The sequence below is a fragment of the Mucilaginibacter sp. P5_A6 genome (genome assembly GCF_056400585.1).
In genome coordinates this window covers 138577-155879 of the sequence record NZ_JBFUKZ010000013.1, presented here as the reverse complement: position 1 = coordinate 155879, position 17303 = coordinate 138577, and the positions used below count along the sequence as shown (strand labels likewise).

At 42.1% G+C, this 17303-nt stretch carries 12 protein-coding genes; 11 read left to right on the top strand and 1 reads right to left on the bottom strand.

Annotated elements, in window-relative coordinates:
* Window positions 1-9: 9 nt before the first annotated feature.
* The 4 genes from AC1DO4_RS15585 (at window position 10) to AC1DO4_RS15570 (ending at window position 6122) form a co-directional block, all read left to right on the top strand.
* The gene (locus tag AC1DO4_RS15585; protein WP_477417368.1) at window positions 10-1137 is read left to right on the top strand and encodes an acyltransferase family protein; all 1128 of its coding nucleotides are present in this window, start codon (window positions 10-12) and stop codon (window positions 1135-1137) included.
* 2 nt (window positions 1138-1139) lie between these two features.
* Window positions 1140-4568 carry a GH92 family glycosyl hydrolase gene (locus AC1DO4_RS15580; protein WP_477417366.1) on the top strand — a complete coding sequence of 1143 codons (3429 nt, stop codon included), beginning with the start codon at window positions 1140-1142 and terminating at the stop codon, window positions 4566-4568.
* 125 nt (window positions 4569-4693) lie between these two features.
* Entirely contained in the window at window positions 4694-5068 is a 375-nt protein-coding gene (locus AC1DO4_RS15575; RefSeq protein ID WP_477417364.1) for a response regulator, read from the top strand.
* A 190-nt stretch (window positions 5069-5258) separates the two neighbouring features.
* Window positions 5259-6122 (top strand): universal stress protein, encoded by an 864-nt coding sequence (locus AC1DO4_RS15570; protein WP_477417361.1) that lies wholly within the window; start codon window positions 5259-5261, stop codon window positions 6120-6122.
* Window positions 6123-6137: 15 nt separating this feature from the next.
* Here AC1DO4_RS15570 and AC1DO4_RS15565 read toward each other — a convergent pair whose 3' ends face one another.
* Complete coding sequence (locus tag AC1DO4_RS15565) at window positions 6138-7022, bottom strand: universal stress protein (protein WP_477417359.1); 885 nt, start codon at window positions 7020-7022, stop codon at window positions 6138-6140.
* A 559-nt stretch (window positions 7023-7581) separates the two neighbouring features.
* Between AC1DO4_RS15565 and AC1DO4_RS15560 the strand changes: the two genes are divergently transcribed.
* From AC1DO4_RS15560 to kwaA, 7 genes are all read left to right on the top strand, one after another.
* Window positions 7582-7779, top strand: a complete 198-nt coding sequence (locus AC1DO4_RS15560; protein ID WP_477417357.1) for a hypothetical protein — start codon at window positions 7582-7584, stop codon at window positions 7777-7779.
* Window positions 7780-7824: 45 nt separating this feature from the next.
* A complete protein-coding gene (locus tag AC1DO4_RS15555) occupies window positions 7825-9666 on the top strand; it encodes a DNA topoisomerase 3 (protein WP_477406149.1) in 1842 nt (613 codons plus the stop codon).
* A gap of 563 nt (window positions 9667-10229) precedes the next feature.
* Window positions 10230-11816: a type I restriction-modification system subunit M gene (locus AC1DO4_RS15550; protein ID WP_477417355.1), complete on the top strand. Its 1587-nt coding sequence runs from the start codon at window positions 10230-10232 to the stop codon at window positions 11814-11816.
* Entirely contained in the window at window positions 11816-13066 is a 1251-nt protein-coding gene (locus AC1DO4_RS15545) for a restriction endonuclease subunit S (protein WP_477417353.1), read from the top strand. Before AC1DO4_RS15550 ends, AC1DO4_RS15545 begins: the two co-directional genes overlap by 1 nt.
* 19 nt (window positions 13067-13085) lie before the next feature.
* Window positions 13086-13811 carry a hypothetical protein gene (locus tag AC1DO4_RS15540; RefSeq protein ID WP_477417351.1) on the top strand — a complete coding sequence of 242 codons (726 nt, stop codon included), beginning with the start codon at window positions 13086-13088 and terminating at the stop codon, window positions 13809-13811.
* An 8-nt stretch (window positions 13812-13819) separates the two neighbouring features.
* Window positions 13820-16672, top strand: coding sequence for a type I restriction endonuclease subunit R (locus tag AC1DO4_RS15535; protein ID WP_477417349.1), 2853 nt, complete (start codon window positions 13820-13822; stop codon window positions 16670-16672).
* A 75-nt stretch (window positions 16673-16747) separates the two neighbouring features.
* Window positions 16748-17299, top strand: coding sequence for an anti-phage protein KwaA (kwaA, locus tag AC1DO4_RS15530; protein WP_477417347.1), 552 nt, complete (start codon window positions 16748-16750; stop codon window positions 17297-17299).
* Window positions 17300-17303 lie beyond the last annotated feature (4 nt).

Sequence of the window (17303 nt, the reverse complement as noted above, 5' to 3'; positions counted from 1 at the left end):
TCAATAAAAATGGCTTTAACTACTGAAAGATTTACCGCACTCGATATATTCCGTGGAATGACCATCTGCTTCATGATCATTGTGAACGCACCGGGTTCGGGCGCAAACGTATGGACACCGCTTGACCATGCTCCATGGATAGGTTTCACACCAACCGACCTTGTGTTTCCGTCCTTCCTGTTCGCGGTTGGTAACGCGCTTAGCTTCTCTAAAAAGAAGTTTGAGTCGGATACCGCATTTATAGGCAAGATATTTAAAAGAACGGTTATTATATTTCTATTAGGGTACCTTATGTACTGGTTCCCGTTCTTCCATCGTGTTAATGATGGCTGGGCTTTTAATCCGCTTAGCCATACCCGTATTATGGGCGTGCTGCAGCGTATTGCTTTGTGTTATTTTTTCGGCGCTTTAATAGTTCATTATTGCTCCCAAAAAACAGCTGTTATCATATCAGCATTACTATTAATTGGATATTGGGCATTTTTAATTTTTTTTGGCGAACCCGGTAAAGAATTTACTATGTTGGGCAATGCGGGTACCCGTCTTGATATTGTATTATTAGGCAACGATCATTTATACCACGATAAAGGCGGCCCCATAGCTTTTGATCCCGAAGGTTTATTAAGCACATTAACGGGCATAGTGAATGTTATCGGCGGGTTTTTAGCAGGCGCATTTATCCAGCGAAAAGGAAAAAACTATGAAACTGTTGCTAAGCTGTTCATGTACGGCGGCTTGCTTATAGTTGCTGCTTTGTTTTTGGGCCAGTTTTTCCCGATAGCCAAAAAGCTATGGACAAGTACTTTTTCTTTACTGACCATAGGTATCGATCTGGCCATCCTGGGCCTGCTGATATTTGCTATCGAAATAGAAAAAGTAAAACGAGGCACCAATTTCTTTCTTATCCTTGGCCGTAACTCATTGGCAATCTACCTGCTGTCGGAATTACTGCTTACCGTTTTACAAACCGTATGGGTAGGCCCCAAATTAAGTTTTTACGATTGGATAAACCAGGTATTTTACCAGCGGTTGTTCCCCGGCGCATTTGGCACACTGGTATTTGCCATTTGTTATATGATGCTTTGCTGGCTGGTGGCTTATATGCTGGATAAAAGGAAGATATATATTAAAATATAATAATGTTGAAGGTATTAGGGTCTTATTGGAGAATGGTATTATACGTAGATAAAGTGTCTATTCTACCGTCATTGCGAGGCACGAAGCAATCCCGAACTTTACAGGGCTGGCCTGCAAATCTGCTTAGCACATCGGGGATTGCTTCGTACCTCGCAATGACGGGTGGTTTGTTTAACTTTAAACAGCTTTGTAAGTCTTTCTTTGCTTTAACAGTTATTTTAATCCTACTAAAGTCTTCCGCCTCCGCCCAACACACAAACCACCTGCAATATGTAAATCCATTTATTGGCACTGCAAAAAGCGATGTATTTACCTTATGGGGAAGCGAAGGCGGCACATATCCGGGAGCTGTTGCACCATCGGGTTTTATACAATTAAGTCCCGAAACCAGGGTTGCCATGGGATATAATTATAACGACAGCAGCATTTATTACTTCAGCTGTTTAAGGCATATGAGTGGCTTCCCCGGAGGCTCTTCTGGCCTGTTCTATATTATGCCGGTTAGTTCGGGTTCAGAATTTGAAGCCGGTAAATACAGCAAGAAGTTTTCTCATGTCAATGAAACTGCAAGCCCCGGATATTATAAAGTAATTTTTGACGACGACCACACAATTACCGAAGCAACAACAACAGCAAGAACCGGGATGTTCCGTTTCACGTTTGCTGCGAATATCACCCCTGAAGTATTTATTGCCGGTGATATCAGTGTAATTTCTAAAAGAATATTGCATGCTTCAATGGGGAATGCCGTTATCCATTTCACCGAAGATTATACATCAAAAAAACAGGTTAAAGGCGGCTGGATCTTTATTTTTAAATCAGCTAAAGCACCTAATAAAGTTATCGGACTTAAATTGAGCACTTCGTTTATTAGTTATGCAAGCGCTCAAAACAATATCGATAAGGAAATTGGCGCTTTAACCTTTAACCAGGTACACAAACAAACAAGGGACGAATGGCTTAAAAAACTGGCTGTTGTTGATGTAAAAGATAGTAACGAGCAAAATAAAACTGTTTTTTATACTGCCCTTTATCATTCGCTTTTACTGCCCTGGGTTATTGACGATGCGGATGGCCGTTATAAAGGCGAAGATGGTAAAATCTACCAGAAAACAGGCACAAATCAATATGGCGCTTTCTCTCCATGGGATACCTTTCGCTCTCTGCACCCTTTGCTTACACTGCTTTACCCGGATAAACAAAAAGATGTGGTTTTATCTATGCTGGATATATACAAACAAACCGGCCACCTGCCCACCGAATCGATGACAGGTAACCATGCCATCCCGATTATTGTAGATACCTATTTGAAAGGAGTTACGGGTTTTGATAAACAATTGGCCTATACAGCCATGAAAAAAAGCATCGTTGAGCCGCCTTTTATCCAGTCGGATGTGGAAATCTATCAAAAAAACGGATATATTCCTTTTACCCGATCAGAATCTGTTACCCGTACCGTTGAATACGCTTATGACGACTGGGCCTTATCTCAGTTTGCCAACAACATTATCCACAATGATAAAGACTACCAGCTTCTGTTAAACCGCAGTTATAGCTACAGGAACCTCCTGAACAACGATGAATTGTTATTATTACCCCGTAACAACAATGAGTTTAAACTACAACCGGGTATGTCTGGCTATAAAGAAGGCGATAAGTGGGTATACTCCTACTTTGTTCCCCATAACGCAAAAGACCTGATCAACCTTACCGGCGGCAACGAACAATTTGCCGGCAGACTTGATTCGGCAATAACAAACAACGTTATCCCCTTTGATAACGAAACCGTATTTCATTTGCCCTACCTGTTTAACCAGGCCGGTAAGCCTGTATTAACCCAAAAATGGGTAAGGCAGATTATGCTCAACCGGTTTAGTACCAAACCCGGTGGTTTGCCGGGTAATGATGATCTTGGGTCAACTTCCAGCTGGTACCTTTTTAGCGCTATGGGGATTTACCCGGCTTGTCCCGGCAGGCCTGTTTATGCAATAGGTTCGCCTTTGTTTCAATCGGTAACGCTTCATCTTTCAAATGGTAAAAATTTCACCATCAACAGTAGCAATACTGCATTAAACAATAATTATGTACAAGGATTAAGTGTTAACGGAATTTCCTGGCAGCAGTTAACTATACCGCATTCCTTATTGCTGAAAGGCGGCTCGATGACGTTTAATACGGGTAGTACCGAAAGCAACTGGCCGGTTAATAAAAACCCTGTTGAATTATCAGAAACCAGGCAAAGCCCGGATTTTAAGATCCTGAATTACTCGGTTTCAAAAAATAGTGTGGAACCTAATGAGCCCTTTACTGTACATTTTTCCATTGCCAATAAGGGAAGCATCGGGGTGAAAACCGTGAGGCTGTTAGTGAATGGAAAGCAGTATGGATATAAAAACTGTATGGTGGTTTCGGGACGTGTTAAAAACGACTCCCTGGTATGCCGCCTTTATCCCGAAGGAAAAACAGAACTTAAACTGGAAGGTATGGCCCCGGTTACGGTTATTGTAAACGCGCCAAAAACACCATTTGCCCATCCGTTTAAAATAACAGGCCTGGCGGCAAAGCCTATGGTTAAGCTAAATGAGCCCCAGCAGCTTACCTATATCATTCAAAATATCGACGGTTTAAAACGAACCTTCCAACTCCCGGTAATGAAAAATGATTCCTTACTTTTTACAGATACCGTAACCCTTACACCAGGCGACAAAAAAACCATTACGCATATTGTACCATGTAAAATAAAAGGGTTTCAACATGTTAAGGTTGATGATGCGGAGGCAGGCTATAAAGTATACGCAGATAATAAAGAGTCCCTGTTGCTTGATATTTCGCCGGTAAGTTATGTGCCGGATAATTTAACCAGGGATAAGTCGGGATACCACAACGATGGTCATATCGTGCGTACTAATCCTGGTAACAAAACCGGGAAATTAGGATTTGATGAGAATACATTTGTTGAAGTACCCAACTCGGCAAGCCTGGATAGTATGGATAACACCATCACCATGATGGGCTGGGTATACCCAACAGGAAACGAACCCGGACTTGTTGACATGATAACCAAGGGAGACAGCCATGTTTTGCAGGTAACCGCCCATACCACCCTTACTTTTTTTGCCGGCGGCTGGGGACGCGGAGATTGCACAGTAAACCTTCCCAAAAACTGGAATGATAACTGGCACCATATAGCAGGCGTATGCACCGGCAAAACGCTTTATTTATACATTGACGGCGAATTGGCCGGGAAAACGGTAACAGAAAGCGATGCCAACCTCTCAAACGGTAGTAAATGGACACTGGGCAGAAATGAAGAGTTCCCCTCCGAAAGGATCTACCATGGTTACATGGATAAGGTAAAAGTATTTAAAGAACCCCTAACCGCCGAAGAGATTCGCTCCATCGCCGGTAACGAGCGTAGCAGTGTAAAATGACCAGCAAGTAAGTATTTTAACTTTAAATTAAACCAGATACAAGTCGCGGGAATATTATATTTATATTTATGGCATAAAATAAAAAAGTTAAACATTAATAATCAATTAATTATTGTTTACATCCAATGCCTAAAACAATCCTGTGTATCGAGGATAATCAAGAGATCAGGGAAAATACTGCAGAGCTTCTTGAATTGGAAGGCTATGATGTATTGGTAGCCGATAATGGCCATGATGGGATTAATATCGCCAGGGCTAACCACCCAAATCTCATCATCTGTGATGTTATTATGATAGGTATTAATGGGTACCAGGTTTTTGAAATACTACTTCAGGACGAAAGTACGCGGCTTATTCCAGTCATTTTCACATCTGCCATGTCCGAAAGCGCCAATAAGAAAAAAGCATTTTCCATAGGCGGCTGCCATTACCTTATCAAACCCTATGATGATAAGGAGCTTTTTGCCATAATTGCAAAACTGCTTACACCTACCTTGTAATTCCCCTTCTAAAATCAATTCCTGGTAACATCTTTCTTTCTCCTCTTTTTGTACGCTTAAAATGTGTTGCAGATCATTTTTGTGTATGATGGGTATCACCTGCGCAGGTTTACTATTTAATCATATTTGCGTTATAGTTTATAATATTTGTCATTTAAATTAATATTTATTACTTTTAATAAAAATTATCGTGAAAAAAATCCTGGTGCTCACCAATTTTACCGATAACGCCAATCATGCTGCAACAATTGCCGTTTCGCTTTGCGCTCAGCTATATTCAAACATTATTTTGTTGAACACTTTCATCAGCCACCCTGTGTTGGCCGGATTTGGAGACCCGCCATGTGCCATCGAAGAGATGTTATGGGAAAATGAAAGTCATAAAAAATTAACTTTCCTGAAAGAAGATTTAGAGGAGCTTATTGCAACGCTGCCGGCCGACCAGCATCACCCCGGTATTGATTGCCGGCACGAGGAAGGGAGCCTTAAATACCGGTTGGATTTTTTTGCGGGAAAAAAGGATATCGAACTTATTATGATAGGCGCCCGCAAAGGCAGCACCATGGAGCATTTGCTGATTGGCGGTGATACCAGCGTTGTACTCAATAGGGCTAACCGGCCTGTTATCATCATCCCGGAAGGTACCGGTTTGGGGCAATTTAAAAAAGTAACCCTTGCCTGCGATTTTAACGACAGCGACCTGGATGCGGTGCATTACCTGRTTCAGTTGGGCCGGATTTTTCATTTTGAGCTCGAAATTGTATACGTATCACTCTGGGAACATAACTACGACCACAACCACCAAAAGAAAAGTAACTTTATTACCCAGGTAGCCCGGTTTGAATATCCGGACATATCTTATCGAAGCATCGTGGGCAAAGAATTGATTAACCGCCTTAACCGCCTTTGTAAGGATACCAAAACCGATATGCTTGCGCTGGTGCACGACAGGTATAGCCTTTTAAACCGTATTTTTAAAAGCACCAATACCGACGAGCTGTTAAAACAACAACAGTTACCCGTAATGCTCATCCCTTCTGTAATGATGAATTAGTGAAGACGGACGTTTTCATATTGTTACGTTATACTCGGGCGGAAAAACCAATAAGGGTATTTTAATATGCCCGGCCAGCTGGTGCGTATGGCTGTTGCTTAAAAGCCTGAACAGCAAAGTATGCGGCCGGTGAACCATAGCCAGTAAATCAATTTGCCCGTGCTCGCAAAGCCAGTCGAGGCCATCATCAACGTTCATGCCCCTCAGGTGATGGTACGATATATGGGGATAATGCACCGTTTCGGTTAATTTTTGATTAAAGGCCTCAACCTTGCCAAGTCTCCCCTTTTTATCATAGTTTTCGCCGGTTATATGATAAATCCTTATCTCCGCCTTACATCTTTTGGCCATACCGGCAAGCATGCGGATTACCGAGATATCGCCATTGTTAAGGTCTGTAGCAAAAATGAGCTTTTTTATCCCTTTAAAAACAGCACAACCCGGCACAAGCAACACCGGGAAATTAGCGTGATCAACCAGGTCCTTACTCCTGCTCCCCATAAAAAAACGACTCAGCCCATTTGATCCCGACATCCCCATAACCACTAAACTCGATTTTGAATCAGCCATAACGTTCATGATAACATCCGTTACCGGCCCTATCACACTATGATAGTCAATAGCCGGTTTAAATGTATCGGTAGCGCCTTCCTCCTTATCATCAATAGTACGTTCCAGCCAGCCGGCCAGGTGCCGTAGTTGTTTTATTGCAACTTCTTTTAAAGAAGAAAAATCCTCCAAAGGCCATAAACCCGCATCGGCAATGGGTACCTCCATCGGCACAAACAGGGCATGGTATAAACTAACATCCCGTTTCAAATCCTTCGCCAGGCATACGGCGTAACGGGCTGCATTATCAGCCTGATCAGAAAAATCGGTAGGTACTATAATGGCTTTCATGACTACATTTCTTTGAAGATTAGGGAGGGGGTAGCAAAGTTTGGAATTGTAATCCAAAAAACAAATGACCGTTATCAAATGACGCTATAATTGTTAATAAAATATTAAGGAATTAGCCCCACCCAACCCTCCCCGGAAGGGAGGGCTTATTTATCAGCAACCAAAAGCTTTCATTTCCCCCAAAGTGTCAGCAGAACAGCTTCGGGCGAAAACGGGCAGAACGATGCGGGGCTGCGGGTTGGCAGAGGGAATTAGCTAATTTTGCGTAGGAGGCAAGAGCGGGCGGAGCAAAATTCGCCACCCGTGGTTCTGCCCGTTTTGCAGGGCAAAGGCCCGTGCGGCAAAGAAGCATTTCTGCTGACTTGAATTTACTCGCTGTTATTTGTTTTTTATAGGTGCTCATTATCTCACTGCGTTCGGTCTTGGTTACTTTTGTTTCAAGACAAAAGTAACAGCCCTCCCGCGGCAACTGAGCGGGCCGATGTTGTCCATTACCACAAAGTAAAGTTAGCACCCAAATAGCGACTCTGTACAGTCGGGGATTGCTTCGTACCTCGCAATGACGGTGGGGAGCGGTGCCTTCCTCACCCCTCACCCCTCACCCCTCACCACTCACCATTCACTCCTCACCACTCACCCACTCACCACTCACCACTCACCACTCACCACTCACCACTCACCACTCACCACTCACCACTCACATTTTTCAACACCCATTGCACACCCCTCACTATTTATATACATTCACCACCTGTAAATAAATGCTGTTGCTTAAGGCTATTTTACTTAATAACAAAACTTTATGAAAGTCATCATAGCCGAAAAACCATCCGTTGCGCGCGAAATTGCCAAAGTATTTGGCGCTACCACAAAAAAGGATGGCTATATGGAAGGCAAAGGCTACACATTTACCTGGGCATTTGGGCACCTGCTGCAGTTAGCCGCCCCGCAGGAGTATGGGTATTACGGCTGGAACGTTCAAAACCTGCCCATGCTGCCGCCAAAATTTAAGCTCTCCATCCGCAAGGTAAAAACAAAGGAGGGTATGGTTGATGATCCATCCGTTAAAAAACAGCTGGATATCATCAAAGGATTGTTCGATGAAGCTACCGAGATCATCGTAGCTACCGATGCCGGGCGCGAGGGCGAACTCATCTTCCGGTATATATACTATTACCTCAAATGCAAAAAGCCCTTTAAAAGATTATGGATCTCGTCGCAAACAGATGAGGCTATTAAAGAAGGCTTTCGCAATTTAAAGCCGGGGAGCGATTACGATACCCTGTTCAATTCGGCGCACTGCCGTTCACAGTCAGATTGGTTGGTGGGCATGAACGCTACCCAGGCGCTCAGCCTGTCGTCGGGCAACAGGGCCGTGCTGTCGCTCGGGCGGGTGCAAACCCCTACCCTTGCCATGATCTGCTCGCGCTACCTCGAAAATAAAAACTTTGTACCCCAAATATACTACCAGGTAAGCATCCAGCCCGATAAAGACGGACAGGTATTTAAAGCAATTTCTACCGAGAGCTATAAAACCAAAGAAGAAGCACAGGCCGTTGTAGACCAGGTGCAGGATGTAAATGGCGGCTTCCCCAATGGCGGTCATATACTCAGTGTAGAGGCCAAACCCCGTAAAGAACCGCCGCCCTTGCTGCACGACCTCAGCAGCCTGCAGCAGGAAGCCAATAAACGCAAAGGCTTCACTGCCGACCAAACCCTTACCATACTGCAAAACCTGTACGAAAGTAAGCTGGTAACCTACCCGCGTACCGGCAGCAGGTATATAGGCGATGATGTATTTGCCGGCGTACCCGGTTTAATTGATAAGCTGAAAGATCATCCCGACTTTGGCAAACAGGCCACCCTGTTATCAACCGCCAAGTTGAACAAGCGCAGTGTGAACGCCAAAAAGGTAACCGATCACCATGCCGTACTGCCCACCGGCGAAACGCCCTACCAGTTAACGCCCGATAAACAGGCCGTGTACGATATGGTTGCCGGCCGCATGCTGGAAGCCTTTCACCAGGACTGTATCAAAGAGATCACCAAAATAACCGTACAATCGGGCGCCAACTTTATGGCCAGCGGAACGGTGATACAAACCGCGGGCTGGCGCGCCGTGTTTAACGATACCGACGAGGAAAAAAAGGAAGAAGAAAACCCCACCCTCCCCAAAGTGCAGCAAGGCGAAAACCTGCCCGTTACCGATAAGGCTTTGTTAGAGAAACAAACCAAACCCAAGCCCCTGTACAACGAAGCCAGCCTGCTCAAAGCACTGGAAACCGCCGGCAAGGAAATTGACGACGAAGAACTGCGCTACGCCATGAAAGAAAGCGGCCTTGGCACCCCCGCCACCCGCGCATCAATCATAGAAACCCTGCTGAAACGCAACTACATATTGCGCGAAAAAAAGAACCTGGTACCTACCGAAACCGGTCTATCGGTTTACCACGTAGTAAAAAACCAGCAGATAGCCCAGGCCGAGCTCACCGGCACCTGGGAAAAACGACTGGAAGAGATCCGCACCGGCGCCTCGGTAGCCACTTTCCAGGAAGAGATAAAAACCTACACCCGAGCCATCACCCAGGAACTCCTGCGCGAAGGCAAAACGTTGAAGATACAGCAGGCAGTGGTAGCGAAGTAAGATTGATGTTATTGCGGGACTGTCATGGTGAGCCTGTCGAACCATAGTGGGCAAAGGCCTCTCCGCGCAACCCTTCGACAGGCTCAGGGTGACCGGCCGTTTTTCCGGAAAGTATCTTGATTAGAAAAATAATATAACAAAAAAGGCCTGTCATGGTGAGCCTGTCGAACCATAGCGGGCGAAGGCCTCTCCGCGCAACCCTTCGACAGGCTCAGGGTGACCGGCCGTTTTTGGAGGAAATATACGGTTTTATAGCAGTAAGATTGCCTGAAGCAGGTAGTGTTTACTCCGTTGACAAGTATTGAACAATTCTACCAATAAACTAATGAACCAGTGAACCAATGAACAACTATGGCGTTCCCTGCGGGCCGTGCTGTACGTTCATACGTGCACAGGGCGTTAGGCGCGGGGCCGGTATCCACTGCCATCACTAACGCGAAGAATTTGAACACAATTATATAGTCCTTTCCCTCAAAACACTACCTATTTTCGTTCGCGATAGCCATTATAATTGATTTCACTTTTATTATCTTCGTCAACATACCAAACTGGTTAATCTACTAATGTCTGAAGATCAAAAGAAACTACTTGAACAACAATTGTGGAACATCGCAAATACCCTGCGGGGTAAAATGGATGCCGATGAGTTTCGCGATTATATATTGGGTTTTATATTTTATAAATACCTGTCCGAAAAAATGTACATGTATGCCAATGAGATATTAAAACAGGACGGTTTAAAATACGAAGCCATTAAAGAAGGCACAGCCGATGGCGATGCCTATTTGGAAGCCATTAAAGAAGAAGCGCTTATTAAATTAGGCTACTTTTTAAAACCATCGGAACTCTTTAGTGAAATTGCCAAACGTGGCAATGCTGATGCCGAAGATGAAGAAGCCGAACTTAAAAGCAATTTTATACTGGGCGACCTCGCTAAAATACTCACCAATATTGAGCAGAGTACCATGGGTACCGATAGCCAGGACGAGTTTGATAACCTGTTTGAAGACCTCGACCTTACCAGTACCAAATTAGGCCGTAGCGAATCGGCAAAAAATATATTAATATCAAAGGTATTGGCACACCTGGATAAGATAGATTTTAATCTGCAGGATATAAACTCCGATGTTTTGGGCGATGCTTACGAATATCTGATTGGCAAGTTTGCCAGTGGGGCAGGTAAATCGGCAGGGGAATTTTACACGCCGCAGCCGGTATCTGTGGTATTATCAAAATTAGTTACCACCGGTAAAGGCAAATTAAAATCTGTCTACGATCCCACCTGCGGATCGGGTTCTTTATTGTTGCGGGTGGCCAAGGAAGTTACCGAAGTGGGCAAATTTTACGGGCAGGAACTTAACCGCACCACGTACAATTTGGCGCGCATGAACATGATTTTACATGATGTGCATTACCGCCGCTTCGATATCAGGCAGGAAGATACATTGGAATTTCCGCAACATATCGACGAACGTTTTGAAGCCATAGTAGCCAATCCGCCATTCTCTGCAAATTGGACTGCCAGCTCGTTGCATATGAGCGATGACCGTTTTAGCCAGTACGGCAAGTTGGCCCCAAAATCAACCGCCGATTTCGCTTTTGTACAACACATGGTACATCACCTTGCCGATAATGGCATTATGGCTGTAGTAGTGGCTCATGGCGTATTGTTCAGAGGTGGTGCCGAGGCACATATACGGCAGTATTTAATTGAAGACCGTAATTATTTAGATGCTGTTATAGGCTTGCCGCCAAACATGTTTTACGGCACATCCATACCGACAGCCATTTTGGTTTTTAAAAAATGTCGCGAAAACCCGGAAGACGTACTATTTATTGATGCCAGCAAAGGTTTCGAAAAAGTAGGTAATCAAAACGTTTTGCGCGATGAGTATATTGACCATATCATAATCAACTATCGCGAAAGAAAATCCGAGGACCGGTACAGTTTTGTTGCTTCACTATCCCAAATTAAAGATAATGACCACAACCTAAATATCCCGCGCTACGTGGATACTTTTGAGGATGGAGAAGTAATTGATGTTAACGCAATTGCGGACGAGTTAAAAGCCCTTGAAATTAAAATGCAAGACACCGACATAATTATCGCCGATTTTTGTGAACAATTGGGTATTAAATCGCCGTTTTGATGATGACAGATATTAAATTGCCAAGGCTGAGGTTTCCTGGTTTTATTAAAAAGTGGGAAGAAAAACCAATAAGCCAATTAATAAATGTCACCTCTGGATTTGCTTTTAAAAGCGATCTTTTTAGTGAAAACGGGAATAAGTTAGTAATTCCGAAAAACTTCACAAAAAATGGTTATGGTTTTTTTTCAAAAAATAATTCTAAATATACACTAGAAAAGCCCGATGAAAAATACATCTGTAAAGAAGGTGATCTATTAGTGCTATTGACTGACCTTACCCCGTCTTGTGAATTGCTTGGTAAGCCAATGATAATTTTAAAAGAAGATGGTGAAGTATGGTTAAATCAACGAATCATAAAAATTACAACCAATAAAGAAGTTGAGAAAAAATTTCTTTCAAATTTCTTTTTAACTGATACTTACCATAAGATTATTAAAGAAACAGCAACAGGATCAACGGTAAGACATAGTTCAAATAAAATAATTCTTGGTCTGAATGTCCTATTACCTACTATTGGTGAGCAACAAAAAATCGCCAATTTCCTAACAGCAGTAGATACCAAAATCCAACAACTCACTCGCAAAAAAGCACTTTTAGAAAAATATAAAAAAGGCGTTAGCCAGCAAATATTTAACCAGAAGATACGCTTTAAAGATGATGATGGTAATTATTTCCCAGATTGGGAACAAATAAAATTAGGCGATATTGGTCAAAATATAATAGGTCTGACCTATTCACCAAAAGACATTGTCGGTGGTAGTAATGGGGTTATAGTTCTAAGATCATCAAATATCCAAGACGACTGTTTGGACCTTAAAGATATTGTGAGGGTTAATGTTAAACTTAATGACAAGCTAAAGGTGCAAAAAAACGACATACTTATTTGTACAAGAAATGGTAGTCAAAGACTCATTGGTAAAAATGTTTTGTTAAACATTGCTGACAGTGAAAATTTTACTTTTGGGGCATTTATGTCAGTCTTCAGAAGTTCAATAAATACCTTCATATCTCACTTATTTAAAACTGATGCCTTTAAAAGTCAAGTGCAAGTCAATTTAGGGGCAAGGATAAATCAAATTACAACTGCTCATTTAAATAACTTCTATTTCCAAGTTCCCACTTCAGTTGAAGAGCAAAACAAAATTGCTGATTTTTTATCGTCAATCGAAAAAAAAATAGCACTTGTAAATGAGCAACTCCAAGAAACCCAAACCTTCAAAAAAGGTCTTTTACAACAAATGTTTATATAACCAAATACCTTATCACGAAATGAAATTTCAATTACACATTACAAATTACGATGCCCAATTACAAGCTGCGCTTAAACATTTAGTTAGTTACCCGCAACTATTACCCTTTATTGGCCACGCATGGGATAGCCATAGCGATAGAATTTTGCTTATTGCCGAAAGCCATTACTTGCCCAAGGGCCGCACATGTGACAGCCAAACCTGGTACGATGGTGATGCCTCCCTTTTAAGCAAGGATGAAAAGGATTGGACTGATACCCGCGGCGTAATACGGGTTGCCGATGATTATTCTATTTACAAGGAGCATCATGCCAAAGGCCACTCTATTTTTTACAATATGAAAAACGCCATTTTTGCGGCGAGGCAAATAACCAAACATGATCAACGCGTTTTCCAAAACTTTGGTTACTACAATTACTTTCAGCGCCCGGCAGAGGCCAGCGGTAAATCCATCATTACGTCCGGTAACGATTACCGCGTTGCTTATGAAACGCTAAAAGCAATTACTCAAATTGCCAAGCCAACAGCATTAGTATTTGTAAGCAAAAAAGCACATAACAGTTTTTGCCTTTGGCGCAGGCAGGAAAATGATGGCGTTTTTGATGGTATCGCATTATACTCTGTACCGCACCCGGCAAGCGCATGGTGGAACAAGCCAAGCAACGCGCATGGTGGTATTACCGGCAAGGTAAAATTCATCAATATTATTAAAAAGCTCGATTTGCAACTGGCAGAAGCTGTATAACAATTAACATGGCTACACAACCCGAACAGGTTTTAGAAGACAATTTAATAATCCAGTTAAATGCACTGGGGTATGCCGTGGTGAATATAAAAGACGAGCGGGATTTGCTCAGTAATTTAAAAGCCCAGTTAGCCAAACACAACAATGTCGAAATTTCGGATACCGAGTTTGACAAGATCCTGAACCACTTAAACAAAGGCAGCCTGTTTGAGCGAGCCAAAATATTAAGAGACAAAGTACAATACACTAAAGATAATGGAGAAAGCGCTTACATTGAGTTTATAAACCAGGAGTATTGGTGCCAAAACCAGTTCCAGGTTTGCAGCCAGGTAAGTATGGAGGGCATTTATAAAAACCGGTACGATGTAACTATATTAATCAACGGCTTACCGTTGGTACAAATTGAGCTAAAGCGCCGGGGGCTGGAATTAAAAGAAGCCTTTAACCAAACCGGTCGTTACCATCGCCACTCCTACGGTTCATCCAACGGCTTGTTTTTATACATTCAGCTGTTTGTGATCAGCAACGGAGTAAATACTAAGTATTACGCCAATAACCCGCACCAGTCATTTAAACAAACGTTCTACTGGTCTGATAAAGAAAATAAGATCATTAGCCAGTTAGAGCAATTTACCAAAGACTTTTTAGAGCCCTGCCATATCTCTAAAATGATTACCCGTTACACGGTACTCAACGAGGCTCAAAAAATGCTGATGGTGTTACGCCCTTATCAGTATTACGCCAGCGAGGCTATTATTGACAGGGTTAAAACCACCGCCAAAAACGGGTATATATGGCATACCACAGGCTCGGGCAAAACACTTACCTCATTTAAAGCAAGCCAGCTTATCATCAAGCTACCGCAGGTTTATAAAGTAGTTTTCGTTGTCGACCGTAAGGATTTGGATTACCAAACTACCAAGGAGTTTAACAGCTTTAGCAAAGGCAGCATTGATGGTACCGATAATACGCAGGCTTTAGTAAAGCAATTATCTGATGATACCAAACTGATTGTTACCACCATTCAAAAATTAAATACCGCTATTCAAAAACAGGCTTATTTAAGCCGGATGGAAAAGCTACAGGATAAGCGCATCGTTTTTATTTTCGATGAATGCCACCGCAGCCAGTTTGGCGAAACGCATAACCGCATTAAGGCATTCTTTAACAATCACCAGTTATTTGGCTTCACCGGCACACCTATTTTTGCGGATAATGCGATAAAAAATGAATTAGGCAAACGTACCACCAAAGAGTTGTTTGATGATTGCCTGCACAAATACGTTATTACCGATGCCATAAAGGACGAGAACGTGCTCAAGTTTTCGGTTGAGTATGTTGGCCGGTACAAACAAAAAGATGGGAGCAATAACAATATTGATATTAAGGTTGAAGATATTGATACAAAGGAACTGTTTGAGTCGCCCGATAGGTTAAACAAGATCAGCAATTATATACTGCAAAACCACGACCGTAAAACACATAGCAAAGCTTTTACCGCTATGTTTTGCGTGAGCAGTGTTGATACTTTGATAAAGTACTATGAACTTTTTAAAGGCAAGAAAATAGCGGGCGAGCATCATTTAAAAGTAGCAACCATATTTTCATACGGCACCAACGAAGATGATAAAGACGCCAACGGCTTTATCCCCGATGCCGAACTGGAAATTGACGACAACGCCCCTATCAATAAACATACCCGCGAAAAGCTGGACGAGTTTATTGCCGATTATAATATCATGTTTAACACTAAGTTCTCCACTAAGGATAGCCAGTCGTTTTACAATTACTATAATGATATAGCCAAAAAGGTAAAGAACCGGGAGATTGATATTTTATTAGTGGTGAACATGTTTTTAACCGGGTTTGACAGCAAAACGCTGAATACCTTGTACGTTGACAAAAATCTGAAATACCACGGTTTAATACAGGCATACTCCCGCACCAACCGGATATTGAACGAACAAAAATCGCAGGGTAACATAGTAGTGTTCCGCAACCTAAAGGAGGCCACCGACGAAGCTATCACACTATTTTCAAATAAGGACGCGATTGATGTAATCATCATGAAACCCGTTGAAGACTACGTAACGGAATTTAACGAAGGTGTTGATCTGCTCAAAGAAATAGCGCCAACAGTTGACAGCGTAAACGACCTGACAGATGAACAACAGGAATTAGCCTTTGTAAAGGCTTTCCGTAACCTGATGCGGGTAATGAACATCCTAACGACATTTGCCGATTTCAGTTTTGAAAACCTTGATATAGATGAACAAACCTATAATGACTACCGCAGTAAATACCTCGACCTGTACGACAAGGTAAAACAAGATAATTCAAAGGAAAAGGTATCTATTTTAGAGGACGTAGATTTTGAACTTGAACTTATCCATCGCGACGAGATCAACGTATTGTACATTTTAAAGCTGCTGGCTAAATTGAAGTTTGGCACGCCAGACGAGCAAGCCAATTTGCGTAAGTCCATACTTGATATGCTTACCGGCGAAATACAGTTAAGGTCTAAGAAAGAACTGATAGAAAAGTTTATCAACGAGAACCTGCCATTAATTGAAGAAGCGGAGGAAATACCCGCAGCATTTGACAGCTTTGTGGAAGCCGAAAAGCAAAAAGCACTGGCCGACCTTTGCGAACAAGAAGGACTAATACCCGAAAAGTTGAATGCCATCATTGGCAATTATTTGTTTACCGAGAGAAAACCATTGCGGGATGACGTATTTGATATACTTATAGAAAAACCAAAGCTACTGGAACGCAAAACCGTGTTAGAGCGCGTAATTGATAAAGTGCTTAGGTTTATTGATACATATATAAATGGGCTGCCGGAGGGGGATGTTAATTAATAATAATTATACTTTCATAATATGATTAATTATTGTGTATAATTGCCTTCTAAACCTAATACTTATCAATTTCTCATGTGGCAAAAATTTGAGTTCTATATAACATCGTTATTCTTACTCTTTTTTCTTCTTTTCATTAATAAAATTCCTTATTGCTTCGGAAAATCCTGCGAGTTTATAGGTTGGACAACGCTTTTAGTTAATTATTTTTTATTGGTCATTTGTGCTGTATTTATGATATTAGGAATTGTTTTCTACCGTCGTTTTAAATACAAATTTGCAGAAGGTGCGAGTTTATTACCCGTTATTGTCACTACAGTTGAAAATATCAATTTCGAATCTGTTACTTTTTTAKCTACTTACATTGTTCCTTTAGCCTGCATCGACTTAGATAAAGACAGAAGTTCATTAATGCTCATTACTATTCTAATATTGATAGGATGGATTTATATTAAAACAAATCTCTTTTATACAAACCCAACATTAGCAATCTGGGGTTATCAGATATATAAAATATCAACCAGAAATCGGTCGGATATCACAATTATCATACGCGGAAAAGTTCAAGTAGGTGATGGTATTCGGTTGAAAAAGATTGATGAAAAGATTTTCTTAGCCACCCACTAACCTT